The sequence below is a fragment of the Paenibacillus wynnii genome (genome assembly GCF_000757885.1).
Taxonomy (GTDB): Bacteria; Bacillota; Bacilli; order Paenibacillales; family Paenibacillaceae; genus Paenibacillus_AQ; species Paenibacillus_AQ wynnii.
Genome location: NZ_JQCR01000003.1, coordinates 2,075,255 through 2,089,597, shown reverse-complemented (window position 1 = coordinate 2,089,597; position 14,343 = coordinate 2,075,255). Strand labels below are relative to the sequence as shown.

Annotated in this window: 8 protein-coding genes; all 8 read left to right on the top strand. The window is 43.4% G+C overall.

Annotation, left to right across the window (positions count from 1 at the left end; all coding sequences use genetic code 11):
* Positions 1 to 12: 12 nt before the first annotated feature.
* The 8 genes from hmpA to pflB all read left to right on the top strand — a co-directional run bounded on the left by hmpA (position 13) and on the right by pflB (position 14,290).
* A complete protein-coding gene (gene hmpA, locus PWYN_RS25140) occupies positions 13 to 1,233 on the top strand; it encodes an NO-inducible flavohemoprotein (protein WP_036657673.1) in 1,221 nt (406 codons plus the stop codon).
* Between the two features lie 876 nt (positions 1,234 to 2,109).
* A complete protein-coding gene (locus PWYN_RS25135; RefSeq protein ID WP_036657670.1) occupies positions 2,110 to 3,897 on the top strand; it encodes a cache domain-containing sensor histidine kinase in 1,788 nt (595 codons plus the stop codon).
* A gap of 18 nt (positions 3,898 to 3,915) precedes the next feature.
* Complete coding sequence (locus PWYN_RS25130; protein ID WP_036657667.1) at positions 3,916 to 5,244, top strand: response regulator transcription factor; 1,329 nt, start codon at positions 3,916 to 3,918, stop codon at positions 5,242 to 5,244.
* A gap of 135 nt (positions 5,245 to 5,379) precedes the next feature.
* The gene (locus PWYN_RS25125; protein WP_420805829.1) at positions 5,380 to 6,285 is read left to right on the top strand and encodes a carbohydrate ABC transporter permease; all 906 of its coding nucleotides are present in this window, start codon (positions 5,380 to 5,382) and stop codon (positions 6,283 to 6,285) included.
* A gap of 1 nt (position 6,286) precedes the next feature.
* On the top strand, positions 6,287 to 7,159 hold the full coding sequence (locus PWYN_RS25120; protein ID WP_036657662.1) for a carbohydrate ABC transporter permease: 873 nt from the start codon (positions 6,287 to 6,289) through the stop codon (positions 7,157 to 7,159).
* Between the two features lie 125 nt (positions 7,160 to 7,284).
* Positions 7,285 to 8,736 carry an ABC transporter substrate-binding protein gene (locus PWYN_RS25115; RefSeq protein ID WP_036657658.1) on the top strand — a complete coding sequence of 484 codons (1,452 nt, stop codon included), beginning with the start codon at positions 7,285 to 7,287 and terminating at the stop codon, positions 8,734 to 8,736.
* Positions 8,737 to 9,156: 420 nt separating this feature from the next.
* A complete protein-coding gene (gene adhE, locus PWYN_RS25110) occupies positions 9,157 to 11,778 on the top strand; it encodes a bifunctional acetaldehyde-CoA/alcohol dehydrogenase (RefSeq protein WP_036657654.1) in 2,622 nt (873 codons plus the stop codon).
* A 250-nt stretch (positions 11,779 to 12,028) separates the two neighbouring features.
* Positions 12,029 to 14,290 carry a formate C-acetyltransferase gene (pflB, locus tag PWYN_RS25105; RefSeq protein ID WP_036657649.1) on the top strand — a complete coding sequence of 754 codons (2,262 nt, stop codon included), beginning with the start codon at positions 12,029 to 12,031 and terminating at the stop codon, positions 14,288 to 14,290.
* The last annotated feature ends 53 nt before the right edge of the window (positions 14,291 to 14,343 follow it).

Sequence of the window (14,343 nt, the reverse complement as noted above, 5' to 3'; positions counted from 1 at the left end):
GGAGGGATTCGTATGTTAAGTGAAAAAACAATCAACACGATTAAATCAACCGTACCTGTTCTAGAGGTCCACGGTACAGCTATCACAACACAATTCTATCAAATGCTATTTACGAATCATCCGGAGCTTTTGAACATTTTTAATCACGCGAACCAAAAGCAGGGCAGACAGCAGGCTGCATTGGCTAACACGGTCTATGCCGCAGCCCAATATATTGACCGTCTTGAGGAAATTCTACCGGTGGTGAAGCAGATTGCCCATAAGCATCGGAGTCTAGGCATTCAGGCAGAGCATTATCCAATCGTAGGGAAGTATCTTTTGGCAGCGATTAAAGAAGTACTCGGGGATGCAGCAACGGATGAGATCCTTGAGGCATGGGCTGAAGCCTATGGGGTGATCGCGGGGGCTTTTATCGGCGTTGAAGATCAAATGTATAAACAAGCTGAAAATCAAACGGGTGGTTGGGCTGATTTCAGAGCTTTCCGTGTAGAACGCAAGATCCAAGAGAGCAACGTAATTACCTCCTTTTATTTGGTTCCCGAGGATGGTCAAGCGATTGCCTCCTTCGAACCAGGACAGTATATCAGTGTAAAGCTCGATATCCCTGGAGAAAACAATACACATATCCGTCAATATAGCCTTTCCGAAGCACCCGGCAAATCCTATTACCGTATTTCAGTGAAGCGTGAAGATGCGATTCTGGATCGGCCGGCAGGAAAAGTATCTCAATATCTGCATGAGCAAGTGAAGGAAGGCGGGACCTTGTTGTTATCCGCTCCAGCGGGCGAATTTGTATTAAACCGCGAGGATAAGAGACCCGTTGTACTTATAAGCGGTGGAGTAGGATTAACACCAATGATTAGTATGCTGAACACTCTGGCGGAGACTGAACCGGATCGACAAGTTACTTTTATTCATGCAGCTCAGAACGGCCTGTCTCATGCACTTCGGAAAGAAGTCGAGCTGCTGACTCGTGAGAACCCTCTAATCTCAGCCTCCTGGTGCTACGAAGCTCCAACAGCGGAAGATCAAGAGGGGGATGCCTATCATAAAGCGGGCTTCATTGATCTTCCTTGGCTGCAAAGCAAGATCCCATCCAAAGATGCTGCGTTCTACTTCTGCGGACCTTTGCCTTTTATGAAGGCTGTGAACAGCGCGTTAAAAGAGTGGGAAGTCCCTGCAAGTGATATTCATTTTGAATTCTTTGGCCCGGCTGCGGCTTTAGAGGGCTAGGCTTGTTCTGTAGGCCGCTCCGCGAACGGACCGTTGTTCCAATCGCTGTTGTCTCCAGATGTATTGAATTACACTTAGCAGTGTACATCTGGAGACAAAGGCGAACGCTGTCGCTTTTCCACAATCGTTCCGTCCTCTCCGCTAATTTCCGGGGGGGGGGGGGCCAAACATAAAAAACTTTTTCAGTAAAAGAAATCGCTCATTGGAAAATGGAGTTCCACCTATCCATTTCACAAGGAGCGTTTTCTTTGTTCATTCAGGAATCACCTTTACCTCCAGCTGAGGTGATGAGTAGGATTATTAAGGTGTTCTTATTGATGATAGGAGTCACGAAGTGGAGGTCTTGGCAGCGCCCCCATTATCCCGTAAGTCAGAGCTTGCTAGTTCTATAATGGGTACCATGTGAAACATGGGCCGATGCTCCTTTTCCCAAGCCTTTTGTGTTTGGGAAGAGGTTTGGAACTATAGTGGCGTCAGCGCCCGCCTCTGTTCCAGTAAATCTCTAGTTTTAGCATCAGTGAGGTCTCATGTGAAATCACATGGACCGAACCACCTGCCCCACATCTTTTTTCTGTTTGCGGGCTTTTAAGAAGCCAGGTGATTGGAGTCACGAAGTGGAGGTTTGGAACTGTAGGAGCGTCAGCGTCCGCCTTTGTATCCGGATTTTATCCGCTAATAAGCGGTCAAAATCAAAAAAATCCGGAGACAACAGCGGCCGAAAGTCCAAACACTCTACGTAGTGACGACCTGATCACCTGCCATATAACACCCCGCCAACAGAAAAAAACTACATACAAATGCACCTAATAAACTTTAAAATGAACATAGGTAAGCGCTTTACGCTTTGTTATAGTATTGAAGCTGGAGGTGGATAGGATGTTGTCTGGGCTGATAAAGCCGCTTGTGAAGCTGAACGTAAAGCAGCAGCTTTTATTGCTGTTTCTGATTATGATTTCGCCAATATTGATACTGAACAGCTACGGAAATATGAAGGCCGAGCAAATTCTCAAGCGTCATGTAACCAACGCTTATGTGGAATTGAACAAACAGAACTTCACTATAATTAACAGGGATATTGAGACCGTCAACAAAATCACATCGACAGTTATCCAGAATCCTATTTTGCAGCAGATTAATATGACCGGAAATGATCCGGTTCTAGAGCGGGTAAAGAGATATGAGAATATAGAAAAGCTCTTGGCCAGCTACTCGCAGGAAGTGGAGCGAAAGGACGGCATTTATTATTCCCTCTATATCTATGACCCACAGGAGTACTACTTTTTCGCGCCTAATTTCCCTCAACTCAAAAAGTCAGGGGTTTATTTCTTTACCAAAGGAGAAGAGCCGTACTGGTTCAAACATGCAGTGGAGCAAAAAGGGCGCGGATACCTGATGTTCGTGGAGAAACTGAGTCCGCAGGCCGAGAACCTGAAGACACTTACGTATATTAGAGCTGTGAACAACATTTATAAGGGTACCGGAACGATCGGGGTGCTAGTGGTAACGAAAATGGAATCCAAAATCGGTGAATCGCTCAAAAACATCTCCTTGCCGGATGGAGAAATCTATCTGACGGACTCGAATAACCGTGTGCTGGCTTCCACTTCAGACGTGACAGGTGAGATCATTACTTTACCGGAGGTCATCGAGACGGAAGATCCTGAAGGTACAGTGGATGTAATTACCTCTGACTTTATTTATGTCGTCAATAATAACCATTCTCTTGGACAAAAACTCATCTATAAAATACCCGTCAAAGCACTATTGCAACAGCAGAACGAAATGAAAAGGGTTATTCAATATATAACCGTTGCTTATGCCTTGTTCGGACTTATTATTATCACCTATTTTTGGCGCTCACTCATGACACCGCTGCAAAAGCTTGCTTTTTTCGTCCGCAAATACGAACCTGGCAATCGGGTTCCTGAGACACCACGACGGGGGAGCAATGATGAAGTAAGTGTGCTGATTGGATCTACTTATGATATGGCCCGAAGACTAAACAGCTTAATCACTTATAAGTACCAAATGGAATTGAAGCAGAAGGAATCACAGCTGCAGCTGCTCTATCAGCAGATCAACCCCCATTTACTATATAACACGCTGGAAAGTATCTATTGGAAAAGCTCACTCGAAGGTAATGTCGAATCTGCCGTGATGATCAAGGAGCTTTCTAAGTTGATGAAAATCAGCCTGAGTCGTGGACGGGAGCTCATTACACTGGAGGAAGAGCTGGAACATGCCTCTGCGTATATCAAACTGCAGCAGCTTCGTTACGATTATGTCTTTGAGGTAGTCTGGAATATCGAGGCCGACACCAAGCTTAATCTCATTCCCAAAATCACCTTGCAGCCTCTTATAGAGAATGCAATTATCCATGGTGTGAAAAATATGGCGGAAGACGGAGTAATCATCATTAGTGCTTTCGAGCGGGACGAGAGTATTATCATTACTATTGAAGATAACGGGTATAAACCAGTGGATTATGAAACAATAGGTAAATTGTTAAATGATGAGGAGCCCAATACGCTTAGCGGATACGGCATCCGCAATATAAATCAGCGCATTCAACTGCATTTTGGGCCTGATTATGGAATGAGCTATGAGCAACGTGACGCGGGAGGGACTATAGTAACCGTTAAGCTCCCGACACCGGAAATTTAGAGTAAAGGAGAATTACCTATGTATAATATTCTGGTTGTAGATGACGAACCGCTAATTTGCAAAGGCCTGAGCAGCTTGTTAGCTTCTTCAGGTCTGGATGTAGGTCATATCTATACCGCACTTAGCGGGTTCGAGGCGTTGGACTGTATCCGGATGGAAGACATCGATCTACTGGTCACCGATATCCAGATGGGGGCGATGAGCGGAATTGAGTTGATGCAGCATGCCAAGCTGGCGAAGCCGTGGGTTCAGACGATTGTCATATCCGCCCACGAAACATTTCAATATGCCCAGATGGCCGTACGTCTTGGAGCCAAGGATTATTTAATCAAGCCGCTTAACAGCGAGCAATTTTTGGATTCTGTACGAAATGTTTTGCTTAAAATGGGTAAACCATCACCGGAGCTAGCTACTTTCACACCTGGCATGGGTGAGTATTTCCGCCTGGAGGAGCCACTTCCTGAATATAGTGAGTTGTTGAACTTGCTGCTCCTAGACAGTACCTCTGTGCTTAGTAACCAAAGTTCTTTGGAGAAATTGGACACGTTGGGCTTGCAGGGCCCTTTTTTCTCGATTATCAAGATTAAAGCTCCGCTTACTGTTGACGCTACGAACAAAAAATACAGTGCGCGGGACGGGCTTCTCCTACGCTATGCAGTGCTGAATATTGCCAAGGAGCTATTGGATCAGGAATGGAAATCCATCGCCTTTTATTCACCGGATGAAGAAATATCAGTCATTATTCAGTGGGATGAGCAGAGCTATGCGGAAACAGCTGCAGGTCAAATTAACAGGCTGGATATTCTGGGCCGCAGCCTCCATTTTAATATACATAAATATTTGCATGTCAATTGTGTCGTGGGCATTAGTCAGATTCTAAAAGGAATCTCATTCATGGATGTTCTTAACCGACAAGCCTCCAAAGCGATTCTATGGAACGAGGAGCACAGCGACTATTATGTGTTTTATTATGGGGATTTTAACTGGAACAACTATACGGCGGACCCCTCCGCTGAGGAACTGCATACCCGCAGCAACCTTATTGTACAGAAGGCCAAGGAATACATCGAGGAGAACTATACGCAAAAGGGATTGACGATCCATGAGGTGGCTAAGAAAAATCATGTAAGTCCCAACTATCTCAGCTACCTTTTCAAAAAAAATACCGGCTTCAATTTATGGGAATACGTAATCAAGCTTCGGATGGAAGAGAGCCGTGAGTTGATTTTGAATACAGATTTACGGAGGTACGAGATTTCGGAGAAGGTGGGCTATGAATCACCGGAGCATTTTAGCAAAATATTCAAAAAATATTACGGAATTAGCCCCAGTGATTTGAAGAAGTAAGAACACCCATCATTGCGGTAGATTTAGACATGTTCAATATAACCCTCTTTTTCTACAATTTAAGTAGGAAGGCATTTTGTATAAAGATGCTGAAAGAAAAAGGAAAGAGGGAGCCTGATGAACCAAACTGCATCAATGATTGAGCAGCATCCAGCTATAAAGGAAAGCAAGCCCTACAAGCAAAACCGATGGAAAAAAAACTTCTGGGGATATATGTTCCTCGTACCCGCGATTATCATCTTTATTATGTTTATGTGGGTTCCTATTTTCAAGGGGCTTCTTTACAGCTTTTATTATGTGGACTTCGTCAAAGGAAACCATTTTGTCGGTTTGGAGAATTACTCCAGGGCTTTGAGCGATCCTGATGTTTTGAAGGCCGTTAAGAACACATTGTATTATATGGTCCTCTGTCTAATCATTGGTTTCTGGGTACCGATTGCCTTTGCCATAGCCATTTCTGAATTGCGGAAATTCGGAGGTTTTGTGCGGGTCGCGGCGTATCTTCCGTTTGTTGTGCCGGGTGTCGTGTTATATGGTCTATGGAGATGGCTGTATGATCCGGTTGGGCCCATTAACGCGTTGCTAACAACGTTCGGACTCGATCAGATTTCTTTTCTGACAGATCCCAAATGGTCGATGATCTCACTTGTCTTTATGGAAACCTGGCAGCAGTTTGGATCAGGGATGTTGATATATCTGGCCGCTGTGCTCAGTATACCGAGAGACTGGTATGAAGCAGCGGAGATAGACGGTGCAGGAGTGTGGGCTCGGATTCGTCATATTACATTACCTTCGATGCGTAATTTGATCATTTTGATGCTGATCTTGCAGATTATTGGTACTTCACAGGGCTATCAATCCCAGCTGGCACTCTTGGACGGTGGTCCTAACAATACGACGCTGACCTATGCTCTGCTGATTGTGAAATATGCGTTTACAAGATTGGATTATGGAACAGCTACGGCGCTTGGCATGCTAATGTTCATTGTCCTCGGCGGTTTGGGCATTTTACAGTTCAAGCTTAATAAGGAGGACATCTAGGATGAAGAGCGCAGATAGAGGTATTCTTTCGGAGCATGATTTGAAAAAAACAAGTAATAAAATCGTCTATGGTATTATGGTTCTGGTCATCATCATTATGGTCTTAACCATGCTTTACCCGATCAGTATGACAATGTTCAACGGGCTAAAGTCCAATCAGGAAGTAAATTCCTTCCCGCCGCACTTCATTCCGCAGGAATGGCACTTTGAGAATTTATCCAAAGCGTTGGAGTATATGGATCTGCCGATGTACCTGCGAAATACACTTTATATTTTTGCAGGCAATATGATAGTTACGCTAGTAGTGCTGGGAATGGCATCATTTAGCATCTCCCGTATGAATGTCCCTTATAAAAAAGCTTTCTATTTCTTCTTCTTGATGACCTTGTTTATTCCGGCAAGCAGCTACATGATTCCGAACTTCGTGAACTTAAAGGAACTGGGACTGCTGAATCAGTATGCGGCGTTCTGGTTGCCGGCGGGTGCGAACACCTTTTACTTCCTGTTGCTGAAAAATTTCTTTGATGGCATTCATCCCGAGATATTTGAAGCTGCACGGATCGATGGCGCCTCGGAGCCAAGAAGCTTCTTCATGATCGCTGTACCTTTGTCGATCCCGATTTTTGCGACACTGGCGATATTTATTTTCTCCACAGCTTGGAATGACTGGTTCTGGCCATCGCTGGTTATGCACTCTGAAGAAAAGTACACACTCGCAACAGCTGTATATAAATATGTAATTAATGTGAGAGCGCTCAATACGAATATCAAGTTTGCCATTTTGTTTATTGTCACCTTACCTCCGGTTATCGTATTCCTGATCTTCCAAAAATTCATTATGCGCGGGGTTGCTTTGTCGGCGGTTAAGGGATAATGAGAGGTTGACATGCGAATCGTAAACATGCACATGAAAGGAATATAAATACACCTCGTTTGGAAACGTTCTCTCTTTTATGATGAAGTTGTAAGATAATTATGAAATTGAAAAGGGGAGTTTCAATGCGTAAATTTTCCAGCATGCTGCTATGCCTTCTTGTGACAGGCTCGCTCTTGTCGGCTTGCGGCGGGAACAACAATGCAGCGGAGAATAAGAAAGGTAATAATGCACCGGCGGTGACTAACACGGCTACCGATGCACCAACCAATGCTCCGGCAGAGGATGATATTACGAATAGGAAAGTGACGATTAAGGTCCACTATCCTACACCTGACTTGACTGAAATTAGAACACAGGAAGACGACAAGATCAAACGATTCCAGGCAGAATATCCGAACGTTGAGATTGTAAAAGATGACTGGCAGTACAATGTAAGTGAAATCGGTGTGAAGATGGCTGCAAACGAAGCGCCTACTTTCTTCAATACTTATGCAACAGAAGCCAAATTTCTAGTAGAAAGAGGCTGGGTTGCCGATGTAACGGATCTGTGGAATAAATATGAATTCAAGGATCAAATCAACCCTGTTCTGCAAAATCAATTCATCATTGACGGTAAGGTTTTCGGTGTAACACAAAAGGGTTATGTTACGACAACGATGATTAATAAGAAAATGCTCGATGACAAAGGTGTTGCTGTTCCTTCCATGGACTGGACTTGGGAAGATATGCTGAATACAGCCAAAGGCGTAGCTGATCCCAAGAAGGGGATTTCGGGTATCGCTCCAATGGGTAAAGGCAACGAAGCCGGCTGGAACTGGACTAACTTCTTGTTTGAAGCCGGTGGTGAAATCCAGAAGATTGAAGGAGACAAAGTGGTTGCAACCTTTAACTCTGAAGCAGGTGTTAAAGCATTAGATTTCTACAAAAAGCTGAGATGGGAAGCTAATGCTATTCCTCAGGACTGGGCACTGGGTTGGGGCGACGCGGTTGGCGCCTTCCAGCAAGGACGTACTGCAATGGTTATAGCAGGTTCTGACGGCGTTATCGAGCAGGCGTTGAATCAAGGTGGATTGAAGCCTGAAGATGTGCTGACTTATCCGATGCCTGCGGCTGAAAAGGGCGGTAAGCATACAGGTGTACTCGGTGGGGACTATCTTGTTATCAATCCAAATGCAACCAAAGACGAACAAGAGATGGCTTTCCGTTATATTACTTTCGATTATTTCTCTGATAAAGGATTGGAAGCTCTGGATGCCACTCTTCAACAACGTACAACGGACGGCAAATACTTCATACCACCGCTTCTTGACTACTACTCAGCGGATTCCGAGTTTGGTAAGAAAACTAAAGCGGTTTACGACAAGTTCGATAATGTATACCAATATAGTCCTGACATTATGGCTCTGCTCGACGGCAAGCCTGAAGCGCAATATAACACTCAGGACTACTATGCTACGATGTCTAATGAAATTCAGGAGCTGTTCTCCAAAAAAGGTACAGATTCTAAAACACAGTTAGATAACGCCGCTAAAATTGTACAAGAGAAATTCTTTGATACCATTAAAGTTCAGTAGTTGATAAGAGCATGATGAATACCAGAAACCGACTCTGATATGGAGTCGGTTTTGGTATGTTTTGGGCTGATAATAGAAAGCCCTTATAATTATGATAGGCAAAAACCCAAGGAATAATAGAAGGAGTTTTTCTAAAGAATAAATTAAGCTCACTAAATCAATGGGCTTATATTGTTATCATCTTTTCCCTAAAAAGCAACAATAACAGACAGGGCTAACCTCACAAAGTGAAGTTTAATGGCTAATTTATTTATAAAAAATGTCAATAGATACTTATTATGATCGAATGTAAGCGCTTTGAAAACAAATCAAAAAAAATTTATAGTATGTGAAAGATTTCACTATGCATATGGAGAATGATGTGGTAAGATAAATCCGTAGAGAAAAACAACTTTAAAAATTGATAGGAGGACGAGGGAGATGGCAGTAAAAAATGAAGTAGCCGCCCAAGTTAAACAACCTACCGCTGAAGAATATATTCAGACGGTAGTTGACAAAGCTAAGAAAGCATTAGAGGAGTTCATGTTGCTCGACCAAGAGCAAGTGAACAAGATCGTGCAAGCCATGGCATTGGCTGGTCTCGATAAACACATGCATTTGGCGAAAATGGCTATCGAAGAAACGGGTCGCGGAGTATATGAAGACAAAATCATCAAGAACATCTTCGCAACAGAGTATATCTACAACAACATCAAAAATGATAAAACAGTAGGCATCATTGAAGACAACAAATACGACAACTTCCAAAAGATCGCAGAACCTGTCGGAATCGTTATGGGTATTACTCCAGTTACTAACCCTACGTCAACTACAATGTTCAAAGCGTTGATTTCCATTAAGACACGTAACCCAATTATATTCGGTTTCCACCCTTCAGCACAAGAGTGCAGCCGTGAAGCTGCAAGAATCCTTGCTGAAGCTGCTGTAAAAGCAGGCGCTCCTGAGAACTGTATCCAATGGATCGAAGCTCCAACTATGGACAAAACAAATGCATTGATGAACAACAATGATGTTGCTTTGATTTTGGCAACTGGTGGTTCTGCAATGGTTAAAGCGGCTTACAGCTGCGGTAAACCTGCACTTGGCGTTGGACCTGGTAACGTTCCTTGCTTCATTGAGAAGAGTGCTGATCTGGATCAAGCAGTAACTGACCTTATTCTTTCTAAATCTTTCGATAATGGTATGATTTGTGCTTCTGAACAAGCAGTTATCATTGAAGAGCCAATCTTCGACCAAGTGAAGAAGAAAATGATCGCTAACGGTTGTTACTTCGTGAATAAAGAAGAAGCTGCAAAACTGACTGCTGGCGCAATGAATGTTGAAAAATGCGCAGTAAACCCTGCGATTGTTGGACAATCTGCAGTGAAGATCGCTGAAATGTGCGGTATTCAAGTTCCTGCTGGAACTAAAATTCTGGTTGCTGAACTCGAAGGCGTAGGAACTAAATTCCCACTGTCTGCTGAGAAATTAAGCCCAGTACTTGCTTGCTACAAAGTGAAAAATGCTGATCAAGGGATTGCACGTGCAGCTGAAATCGTTGAATTCGGCGGCATGGGACACAGTTCCGCGATTCATTCCTATAATGAAGAAGTTATCCTTAAATTCTCGCACCGTCTGCAAACAGGACGTATTATCGTGAACTCACCTTCTACTCATGGTGCAATTGGCGATCTTTATAACACTAATATCCCTTCACTTACATTGGGCTGTGGTTCTTACGGACGCAACTCGGTATCTCAGAACGTTACTGCCATTAACTTGATCAACGTGAAAAGGGTGAACCGTCGTACCGTGAATATGCAATGGTTTAAAGTGCCTAACAAGATTTACTTCGAAAAAGGTTGTACACAATACCTGGCAAAAATGCCTGATATTACTCGTGTAGCAATCATCACTGACCCTATGATGGTAAAACTGGGCTATGTTGAAAGAGTTGAGCATTATCTGCGTCAACGCCAAACACCTGTAGTTATCGAAGTGTTCTCTGAAGTTGAACCAGATCCATCAACTACAACAGTTGATAAAGGTACAGCAATGATGGCTAGATTCCAACCAGACTGCATTATCGCACTGGGTGGCGGTTCCCCAATGGATGCTGCCAAAGCTATGTGGTTGTTCTATGAATACCCAGATACTGATTTCCACAACTTGAAACAAAAGTTCATGGATATCCGTAAACGGATCTACAAATACCCACGTTTGGGTCAAAAAGCTAAGTTCGTAGCGATCCCAACAACTTCGGGTACAGGTTCAGAAGTAACATCCTTTGCAGTTATCACTGACAAAACAACAGATGTTCACACTAAATATCCGCTAGCTGATTATGAATTAACTCCAGACGTAGCTATCATTGATCCGGAATTCGTATACTCATTGCCTAAGTTTGCAGTAGCAGATACTGGTATGGACGTACTTACACATGCTATTGAAGCTTATGTTTCAGTAATGGCAAGTGATTATTCCGATGGTCTTGCTATCAAAGCAATCCAACTGGTAGTTCAATACCTTGAAAAATCAGCACTTGAAGCAGATCCGCTTGCCCGTGAGAAAATGCACAATGCATCTACACTTGCTGGTATGGCCTTTGCTAATGCATTCTTGGGTATTAACCACAGTTTGGCTCACAAATGGGGCGGACAATATCACACGGCACACGGTCGTACTAACGCGATCCTTATGCCGCACGTTATCCGCTACAATGCTAAAAAACCTACTAAGTTCGCTGCGTTCCCTAAATACTCGCACTTCATCGCTGACGAGCGTTATGCTGAAATTGCCCGTATTCTGGGATTGCCAGCTCGTACAACTGAAGAAGGCGTAAACAGCTTGATCAACAAAATTCGCGAAATGAACAAGAACCTGGGTATTCCATTGTCCTTCCAAGAGCTGGGCTTTGATGCTAAAGACTTCGAATCCCGCGTAGATTACTTGGCTGACCGTGCATTTGAAGACCAATGTACAACAGCTAATCCGAAGTTGCCACTGGTTACTGAACTTGCTGACGTATACCGGAACGCATTCTACGGAAAATTCGAAAACTAAGTTAAGATCAAGTTAAAACCAGAAATATCATAACTGTGACGAGAGTGACAAATATCACCGAAAAGTTAGAAAAGGTGATATTTGTCACAGTCCGTTATGGGATTATAAACTAAACTGTTTATATAAGCTCCCAGTAAACAAACGGGATTGTGAAATTTCGAACAAGTTTTCATGGGATCACGAGACTCGGGATTAACCTTCAAGCCCGCGATCTCCACAAATACAATAAAGATAAATGGAGGGATTTAGCATGTCGGTGATTGAAAAAGATGTACAAGAGGTTAAGTCGGGATGGCGTTCTTTTGCAAAAGGTAAATGGTCAAGAAAAGTAAATGTTAATGATTTTATTGAGAAGAACATCAAGCCATACCTAGGTAAAGAAGATTTCCTAGCAGGCGCTACTCACAACACCAACGAACTTTGGAAACTCGTTTCCGAAATGACCAAACAAGAAATTGCCAACGGCGGAGTACTTGATGTGGATGTTAATACTGTATCCACAATCGTATCCCATAACCCTGGTTATATCGACAAAGACAAAGAGCAAATCGTAGGCGTTCAAACAGATGCACCTTTCAAACGTTCCGTACAGCCTTTTGGCGGTATCAAAATGATGATCGATGCTTGTAACGCATATGGATTTGAACTTCCACAAGGTATTGTGGATATGTTTACGAACATTCGCAAAACGCATAACCAAGGCGTATTTGATGCATATACAAACGATATGAGAGCAGCTCGTAAATCCGGTGTTATTACTGGTCTTCCTGATGCTTACGGTCGCGGTCGTATTATCGGTGACTACCGTCGTGTAGCTCTTTACGGTGTCGACTTCCTCATTAAAGAAAAGAAACAAGATTTATTAAACCTCGAATTGGATTCCATGAGCGATCATGTAATTCGTCTTCGTGAAGAAATATCCGAACAAATTCGCGCTTTGGGCGAATTGAAGAAAATGGCTCAAATGCATGGCTTCGATATTTCCAAGCCGGCTAACACAGCTAAAGAAGCTTTCCAATGGGTGTACTTCGGTTACCTGGCAGCAATTAAAGAACAAAACGGTGCGGCAATGTCCCTAGGACGCGTATCCTCGTTCCTTGATATTTATGTTCAACGTGATCTTGAAGAAGGCGTTCTGAACGAAGAACAAGCACAAGAATTGGTTGACCATTTTGTCATGAAGCTGCGCATTGTTAAGTTCTTGCGTACACCTGACTATAATGAATTGTTCAGTGGTGACCCTACTTGGGTAACAGAATCCATTGGTGGTATGTCTGTAGATGGAACTACTCGCGTTACGAAGAGCAGCTTCCGTTTCCTACACACGCTGTACAACCTAGGCCCTGCTCCAGAACCAAACTTGACAGTACTTTGGTCCGAACAATTGCCTGAAGGCTTCAAGAATTACTGTGCGAAGGTTTCTATCGAAACCAGCTCCATCCAATATGAGAATGACGATTTGATGCGTCCGATCTACGGAGACGACTACGGTATCGCTTGTTGCGTATCCGCAATGCGTATCGGTAAACAAATGCAATTCTTTGGAGCTCGCGCTAACTTGGCAAAAGCATTGCTGTATGCAATCAACGGTGGTGTAGATGAGAAGTCCGGCGCTCAAGTTGGACCTGAACTGCCACGTATTACTTCTGAATATCTTGATTATGATGAAGTAATGAAACGGTTCCACCCTATGATGGACTGGCTTGCTAAGCTTTACATGAACACATTGAATGTTATTCACTATATGCATGATAAATATTCCTACGAGCGTATCGAAATGGCACTGCATGACCGTGATATTCTGCGGACAATGGCTTGTGGTATCGCTGGTCTGTCTGTTACAGCTGACTCCTTGAGTGCTATCAAATTCGCTAAAGTTAAAGTAATTCGCAACGAACAAGGTATCGCGGTTGACTTCGAAACCGAAGGCGAATTCCCTTGCTACGGTAACAACGACGATGCTGTTGATAACATCGCAGTTGAATTGGTTGAAACTTTCATGACTAAGATTCGCAAAAACCATGCTTACCGTGACGCATTGCCTACACAATCCGTGTTGACAATTACTTCAAATGTAGTATACGGTAAAAAGACTGGTACTACACCTGATGGTCGTAAAAAAGGCGAACCGTTCGCACCGGGCGCTAACCCAATGCACGGCCGTGATAAGAAAGGTGCTTTGGCTTCCCTGAGTTCCGTTGCTAAATTGCCATACGAAGATAGCTTGGATGGAATCTCCAACACTTTCTCTATCGTGCCTAAAGCACTGGGTAAAGAAGAAGAAGGACGTAAATCCAACCTTGTATCGATGCTTGACGGATACTTTGGCAGCAAAGGTCACCACTTGAATGTTAACGTATTTGCTCGCGAACAATTGATGGATGCTATGGAGCACCCAGAGAACTATCCACAATTGACAATCCGTGTATCCGGCTATGCAGTTAACTTCATCAAGCTGACTCGCGAACAACAAATGGATGTAATTAACCGTACTTTCCACGGTTCGATGTAATCATAAATTAACCAGTTAATCTATACATTGACATCTATATCTCCATACGGAAA

What these genes read in the sequence shown, in the direction of transcription:
- hmpA (WP_036657673.1), top strand. Translation starts at nt 13, where the DNA reads ATGTTAAGTGAAAAAACAATCAACACGATTAAATCAACCGTACCTGTT.
- PWYN_RS25135 (WP_036657670.1), top strand. Translation starts at nt 2,110, where the DNA reads ATGTTGTCTGGGCTGATAAAGCCGCTTGTGAAGCTGAACGTAAAGCAG.
- PWYN_RS25130 (WP_036657667.1), top strand. Translation starts at nt 3,916, where the DNA reads ATGTATAATATTCTGGTTGTAGATGACGAACCGCTAATTTGCAAAGGC.
- PWYN_RS25125 (WP_420805829.1), top strand. Translation starts at nt 5,380, where the DNA reads ATGATTGAGCAGCATCCAGCTATAAAGGAAAGCAAGCCCTACAAGCAA.
- PWYN_RS25120 (WP_036657662.1), top strand. Translation starts at nt 6,287, where the DNA reads ATGAAGAGCGCAGATAGAGGTATTCTTTCGGAGCATGATTTGAAAAAA.
- PWYN_RS25115 (WP_036657658.1), top strand. Translation starts at nt 7,285, where the DNA reads ATGCGTAAATTTTCCAGCATGCTGCTATGCCTTCTTGTGACAGGCTCG.
- adhE (WP_036657654.1), top strand. Translation starts at nt 9,157, where the DNA reads ATGGCAGTAAAAAATGAAGTAGCCGCCCAAGTTAAACAACCTACCGCT.
- pflB (WP_036657649.1), top strand. Translation starts at nt 12,029, where the DNA reads ATGTCGGTGATTGAAAAAGATGTACAAGAGGTTAAGTCGGGATGGCGT.